Raw genomic sequence first — 17,438 nt, forward strand, 5'->3', positions numbered from 1 at the left:
ATGGACGAAGCCTGATTGCGCCGCCTGTGGGCGGCGCTTTTTTTGGTCGAGAGCATCTATGTGGGCGGGCTTCCCAGCAGATTCCAGCGCCGTCCGGAAGCGCTGAAAACGACACTACCGTTCGAAATTTCCGCCTGGATCACTCGAATAACTTGACTTTGCGCATTATCTGCGCAAGATTCAAATTTATTCTACGCACCACCAGGTTGATTTCATGCTCCTCGAGTTCCGCGTCAAGAACTTCCGCAGCCTGCGGGACGAGCAGGTCCTCAGCCTCGTGGCGTCGAAGGACGCCTCTCTCGCCGACACCAATACCGTCGAAACCGGCCTGAACGCCGCCCCCCGGCTGCTGAGCAGCGCCGCCGTCTATGGCGCCAACGCGAGCGGCAAGTCGAATCTGATCAAGGCGCTGCAATACATGCGTGGCGTGGTCGTGGAATCGGCCACGGTCGTACAGCCTGGGCAGACATACGCCGTCCAGCCGTTCCGCCTCGACACCGCTTCTGCGGCGAAACCGACAGAGTTCGAGGTGACCGTGATCCTATCCGGCGTGCGGCATCAGTACGGCTTCGCCATGACGCAGCAACGCATCGTCAGCGAGCATCTGCTGGTCTATAAAGCCTTCAAGCCGCAGCGCTGGTTCGAACGGCACTATGACCCAAGCTCGGGCAAGGACATCTACGAGTTCGGTACCGGGCTGAAGGGCGCGAAGACGCTGTGGGAAAACGCCACCCGGTCCAATGCGCTGTTTCTGTCGATGGCCGCCCAGCTCAACAGCGAAGCACTGCGGCCGCTGTTCGACTGGTTCGCGAGCAGTTTGGTCGTCTTCAACGAGCAGGCGCGGCTCAATCCGCAGGTTTCGATCGAGATGCTCAAGCAGCCCGGAGGACGCAAGCGGATTTGCGATTTCCTGACGTCCGCCGACATCAGCATTGCCGACATCGAAGTCGTGACGCGCAAGGTGCCTGGGCAGACAGTGCATTTCGATGTTGCCGCCGGCAAGTCCGAGCTGCGGTCGGAGGAAATCGAAGAGCATCAGCTGCGCTTCTCGCATACCACCGATCACGGCACGGCCGTATTCGATCTAATGGACGAATCAAACGGAACACGCAACCTGTTGTTCCTCGCCGGCCCCGTCCTGGACATTCTCGAGAAGGGTCAGACATTGGTGATCGATGAACTGGATACCAGCCTCCATACCCTTCTGGTTCGCGAGTTGGTCCGGCTGTTTCACCGTCCCGACGTCAATACCGGCGGCGCGCAGTTGATCTTTACGACCCACGATACGTCGCTGCTCGATGCGCCGGATCTTCTCCGACGCGATCAGATCTGGCTCGTCGAAAAAGACAACGAACAAGCCTCGCACCTGATTGCGCTCGCAGAATTCAGCCCTCGCAAGAATGAAGCGCTGGAGCGCGGATATCTGATCGGCCGATATGGCGGCATCCCGTTGGTGCGCGGTGATATCGGGCGACGTCACTGATGGCCCGGGATAAATCCCCACGGGTCCGCCGACGCGATCAGTTGGCGCGCAAGATTGGCCAGCGCGCCAGCTACGACCGCATCCTGATCGTTTCCGAAGGCGCGAAAACCGAGCCAAACTACTTCTGCGAAATCCGGGCCGCCTATCGTTTGCACACCACCAATGTGGAAGTCCGGCACTGCGAGATCGGAACGTCTCCGATCCAGGTGGTGCAATACGCCGAATCGCTATTCCGAAACGGCGACCGCCACAAGCGCATCCAGGCCCGTGCATTCGAACAGGTCTACGCTGTTTTTGACCGCGATGATCACGACAGCTACTTCGATGCCCTGCAATACGCAGCGGCACTGGATGGTCGGCTGAAGAACGATATCAAGCAAGACGTCGCCTTCCGTGCCGTCGCGTCGGTGCCGAATTTTGAGCTCTGGCTATTGCTCCACTACGCGCAGGTCCACGCGCCCGTCCATCGCGACGAGGTGCTCCGGCGACTGAAAAATCATGTTCCGCACTACAGGAAAGGCATGCGGGACGCTTTTGCCATCACCAGACCGAATCTCGACGCTGCGACGAGACGGGCCATGGAGCTGAGCCGGCGATTCACTGCCGAGATGGCGCCGGAACCGTACACGGGGGTGGGAGAACTGGTGACACGGCTGACTACCTTGAGAGCCGCGTCTTGATGGTCGAGCAGCGCACGGGCCCGAACCCCGCTTTTCTGCTTTGAATGACGGATGTGTCAACGCCGACAACAGGTCGCGCGTCCGCATCACGGATCATGAGGGAGGACATTGCTTGCCTAGTGGCAACACAACGTCAGCGACGAGTTCGGGTGTGACCTCCAGAGGATCGAAGACGTTATAGCCGAGCATGTGGATGAACGGCATCACCATCGCGTTCTTCGTTGCTTCTTCGGTTTGAAGCATATCCTTGGCAGCCGCGACCCTGGCGGCGAGCGATCGAACCTCGTCGATAAAGTCCAACTTATTCTCCTTATTTTGAATTGATATAGCGGACCCGCCCGCTGGTACAGCAGGATTTCGATGCTCTACAAATGAGCAAACCATGATCGACTGTTCGGCCAATAAGGCGTAAGTTGCCTGACCTCGCCGCTTCACGTATTTCGCCGAAATGGGAATGCCGGATCGTATAGTATCGGCGCTCGCAGACCGTTCAAGACCCCACCGATGGGGGATAGCGTCTCATTGCCACAGATGCCAAATCAGCGAAGGAAACCGCCGACCTCCGCCAAGAACCCCTCGCGCATCTCCACATTCGACATATGCACCGCCGGTAGCAGCACCAGCTTCGCACTCGGAATCGCCGCTGCGATCTCTTCGCTGTGCTCCGCGCGTGTCACCGTATCGAACTTCCCGCCGATCACCAGCGTCGGCCGTGAAATGAGCGTAATGGTCCGACGCAGGTCCATATCGCGCACGGCGGCCAGTGCGCCGGCGATGCCGCGTGGGTTGGTTTCGAGCAGGACCTTGCGGAACGACGCGAGCGCCGGATCGCTCTTCTCGCACATTTCGGCGGGAAACCAGTTGCCCAGGAACGCCTCGGCGGTCTCGTTCGGCGTCGCGGTCAGGATCGTTTGAATGCGAGGCGCCCAATCCGCAGCGGGGCCGAGATAGGCGGCGGTATGCGCGAGCACGAGGTGGTCGATTCGCTCGGGGGCGTGGATCCCCAGCCATTGCGCGACCATGCCGCCCAGCGACAGGCCGAGGAAGTGGACCCGTTCGAGCTCCAGCGCGTCCATCAGTTCGAGCGCGTCGCGCCCGAGCCGGTCCAGCGAATAGGCGCCGGTCGGCACGTCGGAGGCGCCGTGGCCGCGCATGTCGTAGCGCAGCACGCGAAAGCGTTCCAGCAATTGCGGCATCACGCCGTCCCACATCGACATATCGGTCGCGATCGAATTGGACAGCATCAGCACGGGGCGGCCGGCTTCGCCCTCGAAACGGTAGGCAATCCGTTGGGCATCGCTGGTGGTGAAGGTCGAAAGCGCTTGCATCTCGGTTCTCCTGGAAGGTAGGGAAGGCCCTTCGCCGAATCGGCGCCGGGGCCATCACAGGAACCATCCTAGCGGCGGACCGAATCTTAGAAAATTACAAAGTTCTCAACTTCTCTGTCAGCAAAACAAACAATGTCCCGCTTCACGTTGCAAGACCTGCAGTGCTTCGACGCCGTCGTCCGCGAGGGAGGCTTCCAGGCGGCCGCGACGGTTCTGCATCGGACGCATCCCGCGGTGTTTGCGGCGGTGGCCAGGCTGGAGCGGCAGCTTGGCCTGGCGCTGCTCGATCGCAGCGGTTACCGGGTCAGCCCGACGGAAGCGGGGCGCGCGTTTCATCGGCACGCCCAGTCGCTGCTGCGCGAGCTGCATGCGCTGCAGCTTCATGCCGAGCAATTGGCGATGGGCGAGGAAAGCGAACTGCGCGTGGTGATCGGTGACCTGTGTCCGCCGCCGCAGACGCTGCGGCTGCTCGGCCCGTTCTTCGCGGAACATCCCGCAACGCGGCTGGACCTGCATGTCGAAGCGGTGACCGGGCCGTGGGAGCGCCTGTTCGACGGCGAGGCGGACCTGATCGTGCATCGCGTCGACAAGAGCGACACGCGCATCGAATGGCTGGATCTATGCAAGATCGAGCTGATCCCCGTGGTGGCACCGGGTTTTCTGCCATTCCCGGTCTCGCGTGCAATCCGTCCCGAGCAATTGCGGGCGCTGACGCAATGCGTGATCCGCGACAGCGCACGGCGTCCCGTGGCTCAGGAGCATTTCGTCGTGGCGGGCGCGCCGCAATGCACGGTGCCGGATCCGATGATGAAGAAGGAGATCATCCTGCAGGGGATGGCGTGGGGACATCTGCCCCGCTTTCTGATCGGGCAGGAACTGGCGGAAGGAAGACTGCTGTCGATCGCCGGGCGCTATCTGCCGGGCCGTGTCGAGGAACTGGTCGCCGCCCGCCGGCGCGACCGCCCGCATGGGCCCGTCGCGAACCGGCTGTGGGAGCATCTGGGCAAGGCGGCGCCGCGATTTCGCGCGGCGCTTCGCCATGGCGGAAATCGCTGAGTACGCGACGACCTCGCCCCTCCGCTACACGCGCGTCGTCTCCGCATGCGCCAGCCAGTGCCGCGCGATGGCGTCGCGCCGCGCGATCCAGACGCTGCCGCGCGAACGCATATGCGCGAGCATCGCCTCCAGCGCCGCAATGCGGCCGGGCCGCCCCAACATGCGCAGATGCAATCCGACGGACATCATCTTGGGGGCGTGTGCGCCCTCGCGCCAGAGCCAGTCGAACGCATCGGTGACATAGCCGGCGAAGTCGGCGGCGCGCACAAAGCGGTTGCCGTGCTGGAACTGCATGTCGTTGGTGTCGAATGCATAGGGCAGCATCACATGCGGCCCGCGCGGGCCAGACAGCGTCACGGGCAGGTCGTCACCATAGAAGTCGCTGTCGTAGACGAACCCGCCCTCTTCCATCAGCAGCCTGCGCGTTCTCGGGGTCGACGCGGAACGGGTATGCCAGCCCACCGGCCGTATGCCGGTGGCCGAACGGATTGCGGCGACCGTGCGGTCGATGGCCTCGCGCTCCTGCTCCTCCGACATGGCGACATGGCTTTCCCAGCGCCAACCATGGGCGGCGACCTCATGGCCACGGGCCACGGCATCGCGCGCCAATTCGGGCAGGCGCTCCACGGCTCGTCCGCAGGCGCTGACCGTGATGGCTACGCCGGCGTCGGCCAGGCATTGCATGATGCGCCACCATCCCGCACGCGTCCCGTAGTCGAAATGGCTCTGCAGGCAGGGATCGGGACGGCCTTCGATCCGGTCGACCACCTCGTACGTCGATTCGTTGCGCGCGTCGCCTTCGGCGATTGACAGTTCGGCGCCTTCCTCGAGATTCAGCACGAACGATACCGCCACCCTGGCCTCGCCTGGCCAATGCGGGTGGGGCGGACGACCCGCATAACCGAGCAGGTCGCGCTGCACGGCTGGCGCTTGTTCGTCGGAGTTCGGCGGCAAGGCATCGCGGTCCATCGTCATTCCGCCTGCAGCTTGCCGCTGCGCACCAGCTTCGCGTAACGGTCCAGCTCGCCGCGCAGGAAGGCCGCCGCCTCCGGAGGCGACGCGGTGGCCGGCTCGGCGCCCAGCGCCTCGAAGCGGCTGCGCACGTCGGCGCTCGCAAGTACCGCGGCGATGTCCTGGTTTAGCTTCTGCACGATCTCGCGTGGTACGCCCGACGGCGCGATCATCATGAACCAGGGTGCGAACTGGTAGGCGGGCAGGCCGGCCTCTGCCATCGTCGGCACGTCGGGCAGCAGGGGCGAGCGGCGCGGCGTGGTCACGGCAAGGGCCCGCAGCTTTCCGCTCTTGATATAGCCGACCGACGAGACGACCGGGTCGATCATCATGTCCACCTGGCCACCGACCAGATCCGTCAGCGCCGGCGCAGCGCCCTTGTAGGGCACGTGGGTCAGAGCGACGTCGGCCAGGCTGGCAAACTGCGCGCCGCCAATATGGCTGGTCGAGCCGCTGCCCGAGGAGGCATAGGTCATCTTGCCGCCGGCGCGCCGCGCGAGTGTGACCAGCTCCGTCACGGAGCGCGCCTGCACTGCCGGATTGACGGCCAGCACGCTGGGCAGCGTGGCGACCATTGCCACCGGCGTGAAATCGCGCTCGGTGTCATAGCGCAGCTTCGGATAGAGGCTGGGATTGACCGCATGGCCCACCGTCACCAGCAGCAGCGTGTGTCCGTCCGCAGGTACCTTGGCCACGTACTCGGTGGCAATCCGGCCGCCGGCACCCGGCTTGTTCTCGACCAGCACCGGCTGCTTCCACGCCGCGCCAAGCTTGTCCGCGAGGACGCGGCCGAAGGTATCGGCCGCACCGCCGGGCGGGAATGGCACCACGATGCGTACCGGCTTGTCCGGAAAGCTGGCGGCCGATGCCGCCGCCACGGCGTTGGTGGAAGCCGTGCCGACTGTCAGCAGGGCGGCGCAGGGAAGAAGGCATCGGCTCAACAAAGCGTGCAGCGTCATAGGGTCACCTGTTGCGATGGAAGGAAGGAACGCCCCGGGTCGTTTGCAAGCGCCGTGCCATCGATGGCTGCATCACGGCACGACGCGACAGCGCAGCGGCGTCATGCCGCCGGTTTCCAGTATTCGCGACCGACTCCCTGCCACAGCGCGCGACAGGCATGCTCGGCCTCACGGCATACCTCGTCGAGATCCACGCGCGTCGGCACGCCATCGTTCACCAGCACCTCGCCATCGACGACGACCATCCGGACATCCCTGCCCTGGCCGTTGTGAACCAGGTTGCCGAGCGGATTGACCAGCGGAACCAGATGCGGCCGCGCGAAATCCAGCATCACGAGGTCCGCGCGCTTGCCGATCTCCAGCGTGCCGATGCGGTCCGCCAGCCCGAGCGCACGCGCGCCGCCCATGGTCGCCATCTCGAACACATGGCGCGGCTGCCAATCGTCATCGACGCCGCCACGCTGCACGCGCGCCGTGACCAGGGCCCAGCGCATCAACTCGATCATGTCCGCATGCTGCGTATCGGTTGCCAGCGCGATATTGATGCCGGCGCGCTTGATGTCGGGCGTCGGTGCAAGGCGGCCGGAGGTCGCATTGCACTTGGGGATGTGGACCACATGTGCGCCCGCCCGCGCGAGCCTCTCGATGTCGTCTGCCGTCACATAGATGCAATGGCCGCCCATCAGGCGCGGCGTCAGCAGTCCGGTCTCGTCCAACACTTCGGTTGAAGTGCGCCCCGTGCGTGCCTTCACCCGCTCGACTTCCACGACGCTCTGGCCGAGGTGCATGTTCACCCGCATGTCGCGCTGCTGTGCCAGCGCGGCGATCTCGCGCAGGAAGCCGTCGGAACAGGTGTCGACGGCGTGAGCGGCGAGCTGGACCTGGACGCGATCGTTTCCCTGCCAGCGGGCCGCCAGATCCAGGGCCGCCTGCAGAGTGCGGGATCCGATCGCCGCGTCGTAGTGCCAGCGGCCTTCGGCGACCTGCGCGAAATCGACATCGTGGATGCGCCAGCTCGGCGCGAGCCGCACGCCGAGTTCGGCCATGGCCTCGGTGGTCACGTCGGCGTGCACGAAGTTGTCGCCGATCAGCGTGGAACCGAACAGCATCGCCTCGAGCGCGCCGAGCCGCGCCAGCGCGCGGGCCTGCTCCGGATTGACCTGCGTGCCCTTCGGAATTCCCGGCGTATAGGACGGCGCGAAGCCCGCGTCGGCGGCCACGCCGCGCACCATCGACAGGATCGCGTGCGTATGGACGTTGACGAGCCCCGGCATCAGCACCTTGCCGGTCGCGTCGACGACGCGCCGGACCTGGGCGCCTTCGGGCAGCGCGTTGCCGATATAGGCGATCGAGCCGTCCCGAACGGCAAGCGTCATGTCGCGCTGCGCGACGTCGGCACCGGCCGCGGTACCGAGCAATGTGGCGCCGGTGAATACAAGGTCGAACACGGGCGGTGACTGCAGGAATTCGGTGGTCATGGATGGGTCTCGTTTCGAAGGGATCACGGTCGCTTCTGGTGCGGGCGCCTGTTGATGGCGCATTCATGGCGCACCGATGGTGCACCGCATGCACCATTACCGCACAACAATTTTGCTGAAATCTGGTTAACCATTCTGGTTGACGATAACCCGGAACGCAAGAATAATTCGGCCATCGGTCCGCCACGCCGGCCGCTCGCGCACGTCCCACGGATGAGTACCGACCCTTCGCCCGACATCGAGCAACGCCTCTATCAATCGATTGCCAGCGCATTGATGGCCGGCAAGCTGCGCCCCGGCATGCCGTTGCGGGAGCGCAATCTCGCGGAACTGTTTGGCACCACGCGCGGCGCGGTGCGAAAGGTGCTGGCTCGACTGGGGCAGGAAGGCAAGCTCGAACTGCTGCAGAATCGCGGCGCCTTCGTACCGCAGCCGTCGCCGGAAGACGTGGCGGACATCTATGGCGCGCGCGCCATCGTCGAGGCGGGGCTCGTTGCCGCGCTGGCCATGCGCCTGACCCAGCGCGGTGGCCGTGGTGCCCTGGCACGGCTCAAGTCCCATGTGGAGGCCGAAGAGGCGGCATGCCGGGCGCAGGACCGCGAAACGTCGGTGCGCCTGGCCGGCGAGTTCCACCTGAAACTGGCCGAACTGGTGGGCAACGACTCGCTGCTGCGCTATCTCGAGCAATTGATCGCTCGCACACAACTGTTCGTCGCGCTCTACGAGGCGCGGGACGAGAGCCATTGCGCGCCGGACGAGCACCGCCGCATCGTCGCCGCGCTCGACAAAGGCGACGTGGCCGCGGCGATTGCGACGATGAGCGGCCATCTGGCCGACGTCCAGGCGCGCGTGCTGGCCCATATGGCGCCGACGACCGACATCGATCTGGCCGACGTGCTCGGCGCCCCGCTGGCCTGATCGTGCGCTTCGTTCTGCTCAACCCCAATGCCAGCGTCGAGATGACGGCGCGCATGTGCGCGGTGGCGCGCGAGGCGATCGGCCCCGGTCACACGCTCGACGGGCACCACAATCCCGACGGCCCGGCGGCCATCCGTTCCGCGGCCGACAACGCGCTGGCGGTGCCGGGCCTGCTCGCCCTAGGCGCCAGACATCTGCACCGGTGCGACGCGGCGATCCTCGGCGTGTCGATGGACACCGCGCTCGGCGAGCTCCGCCGGCAGGCGACGATCCCCGTCGCCGGTGTCACCGAATCGGCCATGCTGCTCGGCTCCCAACTCGGCGCGCCCGTCGGATTGATTACGGTCGGTCCCGACCTGGTGCCGCTGTATCGCGACCTCGTGCGGCAGTACGGGTTGGGCAGCCGCCTGGCCGGCATCATCGGCATCGAAGCGCCGGGGGCCTACGGCGGGGCGACCGACACTAGCGTGGCCGACAAGCTGCGCGATGCCGTGCGCACCTTGCATCGCGCCCATGGCGCACGCGTGGTGGTCACCGTCGCCGCCGCGCTGTGCGGCTACGTGAACCTGCGCGATACCGACGTGCCGCTCTACGACGGCATCGCTTGTGCCGCCTTGCAGGTATTGGCGCTGGCGCGACTGCGCCAGGCCTCTCTTTCTTCGGCCGGCTGACCCCTCGTTTTCCCTAGCCCCTCGTCCGTCGACGGCGGGCCTCACGCGGCCGCGCTGCGCTGCGGCCATCTCCCACCCCACCCCGCAAACCCTTTCCCCGCTTGGCCTGCACGTCCGCGGCCGTGCCCCGAAACCGTGCGCCGCACCAATAGCCGGCATGCACATGCACCACTTTCGTCAAACAATTTTGGTCTTGATTGTATGGCGGTTATTGGACTACTGTACGGGACAGTGAGACGCCATGCGAGGGCCGTGCCGACGGCACGGAAGCAGCAGTCCCACCCACTACGCCAACATGCCAACCGCCGACAGGCGGCCCCCTCCGGAGGAGAACGCATCATGCAAGCAGTCAGTGTCGACGCAACCGCGCGTGCCGCGCAGGACCGTCCCCAGTCGGTCGCGCGGGTCGCGGGCGCCAGCGTGGCGGGGACCACGCTGGAGTTCTACGACCACTTCATCTACGGATCGGCCGCCGCGCTGGTCTTTCCGAAGCTGTTCTTCCCGCAGAGCGATCCGCTGACCGCGACGCTGCTGTCCTTCGCCAGCTACGGCGTCGCGTTTGTCGCGCGGCCGCTTGGCGCGGCGATCTTCGGCCACTTCGGCGACAAGTTCGGCCGCAAGTCCGTGCTGATCGTCACGCTGCTGATGATGGGCCTGGCGACCTTCGGCATCGGGCTGCTGCCGACCTACGGTAGCGTCGGCATGCTGGCGCCGCTGCTGCTGGTGCTGCTGCGGGTGATCCAGGGCCTCGCGCTGGGCGGCGAGTGGGGCGGCGCGGCCATCATGGTCAACGAGCTCGATCCCGAAGGCAGGCGCCGAGGGCTGCTCGGCAGTCTGGTGCAGCTGGCCGCGCCGATCGGGCTGCTGCTGGCCAACGGCGTCTTCGCGCTGGTGACGTGGATGGTGTCGGAAGAGGCGTTCCTGAGCTGGGGATGGCGTGTGCCCTTCCTGCTGAGCGCGTTGCTGGTCGGCGTCGGCATGTACATCCGCGCCAATGTGCGCGAGTCCGCGGTGTTCGAGAAGGCCGAAGCGCAGCACGCCGAAGCGCGCGCGCCGATCGCCGAAGTGCTGCGTCACTACAAGAAGCAGCTGCTGATCGCATTCGGCGCGCGCCTGGGCGGCGATATCGCCTTCTACGTCTTCACGCTGTTCCTGCTGTACTACGTGCCGACCAAGCTGGGCCTGCCCAAGAGCATCGCGCTCAATGCCGTGCTGCTTGGCGCCGTCGCGCAGATTCTGTTCATCCCCGTCGCGGGCCTGCTGGCCGACCGCATCGGCCGCCGCCCCGTGCTGATGATCGGCGGCATCGGCGGCGCGCTGTGGGCATTCGGCTTCTTCGCGCTGGTGCATACGCTGAGCCCGGCGCTGATCATGCTGGCCTCGTTCATCGGCATGGTGCTGGTGTCCTTCATGTTCTCGCCGCTCGCGTCGTTCCTGCCCGAGCTGTTCGCCACGAAGGTGCGGGTCACCGGCGCCTCGCTGGGCTTCCAGTTCGCCGGCGTGTTCGGCGGCGCGCTGGCCCCGCTGATCGCCGTCGGCCTGCTGGACCGCTTCGGCAGCAGCACGCCGGTCGCCATCTACCTGGCCGTGGTATGCGTGCTGATCGCCGTCGCCGCGGGCGTGGCACGCGAGACCGCACGGGCCCGCCTGTCCGACCTCGGCAACGAGGCCGCACGCTGAACGAGCGCCGCGTGTGCCGCGCCAGAACAACAACCGTAATGAGATACCCGTGAAACAGTTCGACCTTCTGATCCGCAATGGCACGGTGGTGACCGCCAGCGACACCGTGCAATGCGACATCGCGATCGCCGGCGGCCGCATTGTGCAGCTCGGCCACGACCTCGGCAGCGCCCACGAGGAGATCGATGCGAGCGGCAAGCTGGTGCTGCCGGGCGGTGTCGATGCGCATTGCCACCTCGACCAGCCGATGCCCGACGGCCTGAAGATGGCGGACGACTTCGAGTCGGGCACCATCTCGGCCGCGTGCGGCGGCACCACCACCGTGATTCCGTTTGCGGCACAGGAAAAGGGCCAGTCGCTGCGTGCCGCCGTGGCCGACTACCATCGACGGGCCGAAGGGCGCGCCGTGGTGGACTACGCCTTCCACCTGATCGTCTCCGATCCGACCGAGACGGTACTGCGCGACGAGCTGCCCTCCCTGATCCGCAAGGGCTACACGTCGTTCAAGGTCTACATGACCTACGACGACCTGAAGCTTAACGACCGCGAAATCCTCGACGTGCTGACGGTGGCGCGCCAGGAAGGCGCGCTGGTGATGATCCACGCGGAGAACTCCGACTGCATCGCCTGGCTGACCGACCGGCTGGAGGCCGAGCAGAAGACCGCGCCGCGCTTTCATGCCATCGCGCGGCCGATGGCGATCGAGCGCGAGGCGACGCACCGCGCCATCACCTTCTCGGAACTGGTCGATGTGCCGATCCTGATCGTCCATGTGTCGGGGCGCGAAGCGGTCGAGCAGATCCGCTGGAGCCGCGCGCGCGGCATGAAGATCTTCGCCGAGACGTGCCCGCAGTACCTGTTCCTGACGGCATCGGACCTCGACCAGCCCGGCTACCATGGCGCGAAATGCGTCTGCAGCCCGCCGCCGCGCGACCGCGCCAACCAGGAGGTGATCTGGGACGGCCTGGCCGATGGCCTGTTCACGATCTTCTCGTCGGACCATGCGCCGTTCCGCTACGACGATCCGCAAGGCAAGCAGCCGGGCGGGCAGGAGGTGCCGTTCCGCTATATTCCGAATGGCATCCCCGGGCTGGAGACGCGGCTGCCGCTGCTGTTCTCCGAGGGCGTCGGCGGCGGGCGCATTTCGCTGAACCAGTTTGTCGCGTTGACGTCGACCAACCCCGCCAAGCTCTACGGACTGCATCCGCGCAAGGGCACCATCGCGATCGGCGCGGACGCCGATCTGGCGATCTGGGACCCGCAGCGCGAGGTGGTCATCCGCAACGCCGACCTGCATCACGCGGTCGACTACACGCCGTACGAAGGCACGCGCGTCAAGGGCTGGCCGGTCGCGACGCTGGTGCGCGGCAAGGTCGTCGCGCACGAGGGCAAGATGCAGGCGACGGCGGGACACGGCGAATTCCTGCCGTGCGCGCTGCCGGAGATGGCAAAGCCGCGTTACCGGACTTCGGGAGGAAGCCTTTGATGTCCCATCCGAATCGCAGTCGGCAGGACAGCGGCCATGACCGCGATGCCGCGCCGCCGTACCCGAGCGCCTCTGGCATCGCGGCCCAGGTCAACGCGGGCGAGCTCGATCCCGGCGCGGTGGTGTCGGCGTTCCAGGCACGCATCGACGCGCGCAACGGTGAACTCAATGCCGTCTTCGAGGAGCGCCGCGATCTGGTCGAGGCCGACGTCGCGCAACTGCGCGGCCGCCTGGCCGCCGGCGAACGGCCGCCGCTCGCCGGCGTGCCCGTGATTGTCAAGGACGTGGTGTGGGTGCGCGGCCGCCGCGTGACCCAGGGCTCGCTGCTGTACCGCCACTTCGTCGCGCCCGAGGACGCCATCGCGGTCGAGCGGCTGCGCGCGGCCGGCGCCATCGTGCTGGGCATGGGCAATACCTCGGAATTCGCCTGCAAGGGCCTGACCACCAACAAGGTCTACGGGCTGACGCGCCATCCGCAGGACACCGCGCTGACGGCCGGCGGCTCGTCGGGCGGTTGCGCGGTGGCGGTGGCCGCCGGCATGGCGCCGCTGGCGCTGGGCACCGATGGCGGCGGCTCCAGTCGGCGCCCGCCCGCGCACGCGGGGGTGGTCGGCTTCAAGCCGTCCTTCGGCGCCATTCCCGATGCCGCCGGTTTTCCGCACGCGTTTCCGGGCATCCAGGTGATGGCGCCGATCACGCGCACGGTCGACGATGCTGCCCTGATGTTCCGCGCGCTGTGCGGTCCCGATCCGCGCGATCCCGATTCCATGGGCTTTCAGTGCGCTGCGGCCGAGCCGCTGGAGGAGCTTCGCATCGCGGTCAGCCCGCGCCTGGGCCTGGACACACCGGTCGACGACGATGTCGCCGAGGCCTTCGAGGCGGCGGTGGCACGCCTGCGTGCGGCAGGGCTGCGCATCGCGCGGCAGGATCCGGCCTGGCCGGAAGGGGCCGGCGAGGCGGCCTTGATGCCGCTGCAGCATGTCGGCCTGGCCAATCTCTACGGCGAGGCCTGGCGAAGCGACCCGGATCGCTTCGATCCGGACATCGCGCGGCAGATCGAGCGCGGCCTGTCGTGGAGCGGCGCCGAGGTAGCGCGCGCACGCGAGGCGAGCCGCCGCATCGGCCTGGCCCTGGCGGCGTTCTTCACCGAGCATGACCTGCTGCTGTGCCCGACCACGCCGTGCGTGGCCTGGCCCAACGACCGGCTCGGTCCCGAGCGGATCGGCGGCGTCGCCGTCGAACCGCGGGCGCATGCCGTCTTCACGCCGTTCTTCAACCATGCCCAGGCGCCGGCGATTTCGGTGCCATGCGGCACCGGGCGCGACGGCCTGCCGGTCGGCTTGCAGATCGCCGGCCCGCGCGGCGCCGACTGGCGCGTACTGGCGGCCGCGCGCCTGGTCGAACAACTGCTGGCGGCCGGCTGAGGCGACGGCCGCTCCCCGCACGTGACGAACCCGCGACTCCATCCCGAGACACCATGCGCATCCTTGTCCTGAATCCCAATACCAGCGAAGGCATCACGGCGCGGCTGATGGCCGCCGGCAGCGATGCCGCCGCGCCCGGTACCGAACTGGTGCCGCTGACCGCGCCACGCGGCGTGCCCTATATCGCCACCCGTGCCGAGGCGCAGATCGGCGGCGCCATCGCGCTGGAGATGCTGGCCGAGCATCATGCGAGCGTCGATGCGGCGATCATCGCCGCCTTCGGCGACCCGGGCCTGCTCGGCGCGCGCGAACTGTTCGACCTGCCGGTCGTGGGCATGGCCGAGGCCGCAATGCTCAGTGCCTGCATGCTGGGACGGCGCTTTGCCATCGTCACCTTCGCCCGCGCGCTGGGCCCGTGGTACGAGGAATGCGTCGACATGCACGGACTGCGCGGCCGGCTGGCCGGCATCCGCATGCTCGAGGACGCGTTTGCGTCGGTATCGGATGTGCAGGACGAGAAGGAGGCGTTGCTGGTGGCGCTGGCCAACCGCGCCGTCACCGAGGACGAGGCCGATGTGGTGATCCTTGCCGGTGCGCCGTTGGCCGGGCTGGCGGCGCGGGTGCGCGACCGCATCCCGGTGCCCGTGGTCGACCAGATGGCGGCCGCCGTCAAGCAGGCCGAGGGGCTTGTCGCGCTGAACACGCGCAAGGCGACCGCCGGCACGTTCCGCCGGCCCGATGCCAAGTCCACGTTGGGTCTGCCCGATGCGCTCGCGGCGCGTATCGAGCATCGTTAGCCCATCGTTCGCCAGTCGTTGTCGGCAGCCCGCACGTCGGTCCGCACCCCAGACCGCAGGTCAGTCCGCACATCGGTGCTCCGATGACCCGGCGCGGCGGCGCCTTGCTACACGGAGGCGAACACCGCCTCCAGGTCGACCTCTTCGTCGGCCGGCGCGTCCAGGTGCAAGGTGCTCTCGACATGCGCCAGATGCTCGGTCATCAGCGTGGCCGCGCGCTCGCCGTCTCCCGCTTCGAGCGCATCGAGAATGTCGTCGTGTTCGTGATGCGGGCAGGACGGCACGCCCGGCGCGTCGTACAGCGCGATGATCAGGCAGGTCAGCGAGCACAGCTCCCGCAGATACCTGGCCAAGTACTGGTTTTCCGACAGGTCCGCAAGCCGCGCATGGAATTCGCCGGACAGCCGGATGATCGTGCGCCGGTCGTTCTTGCGCCGCGCCTGCGCTTCGTCGCGCGTGATCGCGCGCAGCGGCCGCAGGCGCTCCCGCGTCATGCCGGCCGCGAGGTCGCGCGCGAGCTCGGGCTCGATCAGCCGCCGCGCATGCAGGACCTGGCGGGCCTGCTGCACGCTCGGGCTGGAGACGAAGGTGCCGCGGTTCGGATACACCGTCACCACGCCCTCGTGTGCGAGCTTGGTAAAGGCCAGCCGCACCTTGGTCCGGCTGACGCCAAACACAGTGGCCAGTTTCTCCTCGACCAGCTTGGTGCCGGGCGGCAGCCTGTGCTCCCAGATCGCGACCAGGATGCGCTCGGCGATCTCGTCGACCTGGATGCCGGACGCGGCCTTGCCGTCGTCCAGCGGTTCGGCGGGGCTGTCGGTGTCGAGGCGGACGGCTTTCGCTCGCGGCATGATGGGGTCGGATACGGGCAGTTGGAGCGCCTATTGTACGGCGGCTGCCGGGCGACTGTATATCGCCTCGGCCGTCCGATCACCGCAGCGGCCGCCGCAGTGGCCGTATGCCGCCCCGCCCTTGCCGCTATCGGTTGACCGTCTTCGCCGGCATCGCCAGCACCAGAAGGCAGCTTCCCAGCAGGCAGACGGCGAACAGGATCAGGCCGGCGCTGGGGCTGTTGAAGGTGTCCTTCATCCAGCCCAGCAGGTACGTCGCCGCAAACCCGCCCAGGTTGGCGATCGAGCAGGCCAGCGCAATGCCCGCGGCCGCCGCGGTGCCGCTCAGGAAGGTCGACGGCAGGCACCAGAACACCGGGAACGTCGCCACGATGCCGACGTTGGCCAGCGTCAGCAGCGCCAGTGTGGCGCCGGTATGGCCAGTGACGAAGGTACTGGCGACCAGCCCGAAGGCGCCGAACAGCACCGGCACGACGATATGCCAGCGGCGTTCGCGGGTGCGGTCCGAATGCGCGCCGTTGATCAGCATGGCCACCACCGCCACGGCATGCGGAATCGCGGTCAGCAGGCCGATATGCAGCGGGCTGGCGACGCCCGAATCGCGGATGATGGTCGGCATCCAGAAGCCGATCGAATACGTTCCCATCAGCAGGCACATGTCGATCACGCCCAGCATCCAGACGCGGCGGTCGGTGAAGGCCGCCTTCAGCGAATGCTGGTTCTCGACGAGCACGTCGGCTTCGAGATTGCGTTGCAGCGTGCGTTTCTCGCCCGCATCGAGCCATTTGGCCGAGTCGATGTTGTTCGGCAGATAGAAGAACACCATCACGCCGAGCAGCACCGAGGGCAGCGCCTCGAGGAAGAACAGCCATTGCCAGCCGGCATAGCCGTAGACGCCGGCAAACGCCGTCATGATCCAGCCCGAGATCGGACTGCCGATCATGCTGGCCAGCGGCAGCCCGATCATGAACAGCGCGATGATCTTGCTGCGGCGATGGGTCGGATACCAGTAGGTCAGGTACAGCAGCACGCCGGGCAGAAAGCCCGCTTCGGCCGCGCCGAGCAGGAAGCGCACGATATAGAACTGCGTGGGCGTGGTGACGAACATGGTGGCCCCGGACAGCAGGCCCCACGTCACCATGATGCGGGCGATCCAGATACGCGCGCCGACCTTCTGCAGCACCAGGTTGCTCGGCACTTCGAACAGGATATAGCCGACGAAGAACAGCCCGGCGCCCAGGCCGTAGACCGTCTCGCTGAACTTCAGGTCGTCCAGCATCTGCAGCTTCGCCAGCCCGACATTGATGCGGTCCAGATAAGCGGCCAGATAGCACAGACAGAAGAACGGAATCAGGCGCCATGTCACCTTGCGGTAGACATCCGGTTCCGTCGTTGGGGCCAGCACGCCGGCCGTTCCTTGAGGGTACTGATACGACATCTTCGCTCCTTGCTTGGTCTACCTTTGGGTGCTGGCGCCAACACCGTCCCCGCCTCGGCGTCGATGACGCAAGGTGCGGGTTCGGCGTGACTGGGGTCCGATGCAGTGCGTGCTGCATCGTGATCGGGAATGCGTTGTGAAGCAGTGGTGCGGTTGTGAGTAGCGGCGGCGACCTCTT

The 17,438-nt window shown here is 66.7% G+C and carries 16 protein-coding genes; 9 read left to right on the plus strand and 7 right to left on the minus strand.

All coding sequences use genetic code 11. The annotated features are described in order from the left end of the window. Positions 1–214: 214 nt before the first annotated feature. A complete protein-coding gene (locus K7G19_RS08675) occupies positions 215–1,483 on the plus strand; it encodes an ATP/GTP-binding protein (RefSeq protein WP_226106843.1) in 1,269 nt (422 codons plus the stop codon). Positions 1,484–1,524: 41 nt separating this feature from the next. Then, positions 1,525–2,163: an RloB family protein gene (locus K7G19_RS08680; RefSeq protein WP_226106845.1), complete on the plus strand. Its 639-nt coding sequence runs from the start codon at positions 1,525–1,527 to the stop codon at positions 2,161–2,163. Between the two features lie 93 nt (positions 2,164–2,256). On the opposite strand, the gene K7G19_RS08685 is transcribed toward K7G19_RS08680, so the two are convergent. Both K7G19_RS08685 and K7G19_RS08690 read right to left on the minus strand, forming a co-directional pair. After that, on the minus strand, positions 2,257–2,463 hold the full coding sequence (locus K7G19_RS08685) for a hypothetical protein (protein ID WP_226106847.1): 207 nt from the start codon (positions 2,461–2,463) through the stop codon (positions 2,257–2,259). 239 nt (positions 2,464–2,702) lie between these two features. After that, positions 2,703–3,491, minus strand: coding sequence for an alpha/beta fold hydrolase (locus K7G19_RS08690; RefSeq protein ID WP_226106849.1), 789 nt, complete (start codon positions 3,489–3,491; stop codon positions 2,703–2,705). Positions 3,492–3,623: 132 nt separating this feature from the next. Here K7G19_RS08690 and K7G19_RS08695 point away from each other — a divergent pair, with 132 nt between their 5' ends. After that, positions 3,624–4,547, plus strand: a complete 924-nt coding sequence (locus K7G19_RS08695; RefSeq protein ID WP_226106850.1) for a LysR family transcriptional regulator — start codon at positions 3,624–3,626, stop codon at positions 4,545–4,547. 24 nt (positions 4,548–4,571) lie between these two features. On the opposite strand, the gene K7G19_RS08700 is transcribed toward K7G19_RS08695, so the two are convergent. The 3 genes from K7G19_RS08700 to K7G19_RS08710 all read right to left on the minus strand — a co-directional run bounded on the left by K7G19_RS08700 (position 4,572) and on the right by K7G19_RS08710 (position 8,058). Then, a complete protein-coding gene (locus K7G19_RS08700; RefSeq protein WP_226106851.1) occupies positions 4,572–5,522 on the minus strand; it encodes a polysaccharide deacetylase family protein in 951 nt (316 codons plus the stop codon). Beyond that, positions 5,519–6,517: a tripartite tricarboxylate transporter substrate binding protein gene (locus tag K7G19_RS08705; RefSeq protein ID WP_149318524.1), complete on the minus strand. Its 999-nt coding sequence runs from the start codon at positions 6,515–6,517 to the stop codon at positions 5,519–5,521. The genes K7G19_RS08700 and K7G19_RS08705 overlap by 4 nt, the downstream gene beginning before the upstream one ends. A 101-nt stretch (positions 6,518–6,618) precedes the next feature. Then, complete coding sequence (locus K7G19_RS08710) at positions 6,619–8,058, minus strand: amidohydrolase family protein (protein ID WP_226106852.1); 1,440 nt, start codon at positions 8,056–8,058, stop codon at positions 6,619–6,621. Here K7G19_RS08710 and K7G19_RS08715 point away from each other — a divergent pair. The 6 genes from K7G19_RS08715 to K7G19_RS08740 all read left to right on the plus strand — a co-directional run bounded on the left by K7G19_RS08715 (position 8,050) and on the right by K7G19_RS08740 (position 14,971). Next, entirely contained in the window at positions 8,050–8,913 is an 864-nt protein-coding gene (locus tag K7G19_RS08715; protein ID WP_226106853.1) for a GntR family transcriptional regulator, read from the plus strand. The two genes, K7G19_RS08710 and K7G19_RS08715, sit on opposite strands and share 9 nt — an antisense overlap. 2 nt (positions 8,914–8,915) lie before the next feature. Further along, positions 8,916–9,584 (plus strand): aspartate/glutamate racemase family protein, encoded by a 669-nt coding sequence (locus K7G19_RS08720; RefSeq protein WP_149318526.1) that lies wholly within the window; start codon positions 8,916–8,918, stop codon positions 9,582–9,584. 339 nt (positions 9,585–9,923) lie between these two features. Next, complete coding sequence (locus K7G19_RS08725) at positions 9,924–11,264, plus strand: MFS transporter (RefSeq protein ID WP_149318527.1); 1,341 nt, start codon at positions 9,924–9,926, stop codon at positions 11,262–11,264. A gap of 49 nt (positions 11,265–11,313) precedes the next feature. Further along, a complete protein-coding gene (gene hydA, locus K7G19_RS08730; protein ID WP_226106854.1) occupies positions 11,314–12,750 on the plus strand; it encodes a dihydropyrimidinase in 1,437 nt (478 codons plus the stop codon). Continuing rightward, on the plus strand, positions 12,750–14,174 hold the full coding sequence (locus tag K7G19_RS08735; protein WP_226106855.1) for an amidase: 1,425 nt from the start codon (positions 12,750–12,752) through the stop codon (positions 14,172–14,174). Before hydA ends, K7G19_RS08735 begins: the two co-directional genes overlap by 1 nt. 53 nt (positions 14,175–14,227) lie before the next feature. Further along, positions 14,228–14,971 carry an aspartate/glutamate racemase family protein gene (locus K7G19_RS08740; RefSeq protein ID WP_226106857.1) on the plus strand — a complete coding sequence of 248 codons (744 nt, stop codon included), beginning with the start codon at positions 14,228–14,230 and terminating at the stop codon, positions 14,969–14,971. Positions 14,972–15,078: 107 nt separating this feature from the next. Here the strand turns inward: K7G19_RS08740 and K7G19_RS08745 are convergent, their stop codons facing one another. Together K7G19_RS08745 and K7G19_RS08750 are read right to left on the minus strand one after the other, a co-directional pair. Continuing rightward, a complete protein-coding gene (locus K7G19_RS08745; RefSeq protein WP_226106858.1) occupies positions 15,079–15,822 on the minus strand; it encodes a GntR family transcriptional regulator in 744 nt (247 codons plus the stop codon). A 127-nt stretch (positions 15,823–15,949) separates the two neighbouring features. Then, positions 15,950–17,260: an MFS transporter gene (locus K7G19_RS08750; RefSeq protein WP_149318532.1), complete on the minus strand. Its 1,311-nt coding sequence runs from the start codon at positions 17,258–17,260 to the stop codon at positions 15,950–15,952. Positions 17,261–17,438: the final 178 nt, after the last annotated feature.

The organism is Cupriavidus sp. DB3, from assembly GCF_020418465.1.
In the GTDB taxonomy this organism is placed as follows: domain Bacteria; phylum Pseudomonadota; class Gammaproteobacteria; order Burkholderiales; family Burkholderiaceae; genus Cupriavidus; species Cupriavidus cauae.